At 56.4% G+C, this 1,223-nt stretch carries 1 protein-coding gene; it reads right to left on the reverse strand.

What is annotated here, in order from left to right; all coding sequences use genetic code 11:
• Positions 1–210: 210 nt before the first annotated feature.
• The gene (locus A3730_RS01270) at positions 211–1,071 is read right to left on the reverse strand and encodes a metal-dependent hydrolase (protein ID WP_063520809.1); all 861 of its coding nucleotides are present in this window, start codon (positions 1,069–1,071) and stop codon (positions 211–213) included.
• Positions 1,072–1,223: the final 152 nt, after the last annotated feature.

Here is a 1,223-nt window from a genome sequence, read left to right on the forward strand (position 1 = left end):
GCCTGGCCCCAAAAAATAGATCGTTGCCGCTATTTTACAATGGACGAAGCGCGAAGGCGCTTCGTCACCTCTGATCCTGCTTCAAGTTAATGCCCGTAGTGCCTGGATTTAAGTCAGCAGCCTTGTCGCTTTGTCTCACCATGCAACCCTTTCCGGGTTTGTGATTTTAAGCGTCCGGCATCCGGCGTTTGGCATTCGGCAAAGCAGATATCAGGCCCAGTCACCCAGCCATTTTTTCTTCGCCTTTTCCACCAGATCGCGGGCATCGTGTTGCCACGGGTGGAAGCGCGGGCTGTAGAACTTGAAGTAGGACGGTAGCAGCTTGCGGAACACGCCGGGTTTGCCCCACATGTAGTTCAGGCCGCCGAGCCAGGACTTCACATTGGTCAGCTCGCCCTGTTCCTTCATAAGTTGCGTCAGATGCAGGGTAGAAAACAGCGGGAATAGAACGCTCACCAGTGCCATCTCGGTGACGCGGGTGAATTCGCTGCCGCCGATGTGCTTGTACACATCAAACGCCACGGCCTTGTGCTCGGATTCTTCAATGGCATGCCAGGCCCAGATCGGTGCCATGCGCGGGTCCATTTCATCCAGGGCGTCATATTTGAGCAGGAATTCTTCCGCCATCAGTGCGGTGAAATGCTCCACGGCCACGGTATGCGCCAGTTGCCGCTCCGGTGACAGGTTCTTGCGCATCCAGTCCATGAAGCCCTGAATTTCACGATCCAGACGGCCAAGGCCGACGCCCCGTTCTTCCAGATAGCCATTGAGCAGCTTGTGTTCCTTGGAGTGGTGGGCTTCCTGGCCGATAAAGGCACGCACGGCTTTCTTCAGCTCCGGATCGCTAATGCGGTCCTGATAATGTCGCACGGAATCAATGAAGAATCGCTCCCCGGCGGGGAAGCTGGCGGACAGGGCGCCCAGCAACAGGGTTTTTAGCGGGTCATTATCCCACCAGTATTTGGGCACATCGTCCGCCAGGTCGAAGTCCGGCTGGCGGACGGTGGGGATAACCATGGTCGGGCGGGCAGCGGTCGGATTGTTATGAAGCTGTTTTGCCGGTGCATTCATTTTGAGCCTCCTGGCGAAAAGGATACGTTGACGCTTGGCCCATATGGTACTGGTGAGCACCAGGAGTGCGTGAGATGCTGGGCGGACAAAGCACTTGTCATTGGTGGCCAAATTGTCTGAATCCTTCACCCTGATCGACTGGAGCCGTTTCC

Source organism: Alcanivorax sp. HI0044, assembly GCF_001634945.1.

Excerpts from the sequence above, each read along its gene's own strand:
- A3730_RS01270 (WP_063520809.1), bottom strand. The coding sequence starts at position 1,071 with ATGAATGCACCGGCAAAACAGCTTCATAACAATCCGACCGCTGCCCGC.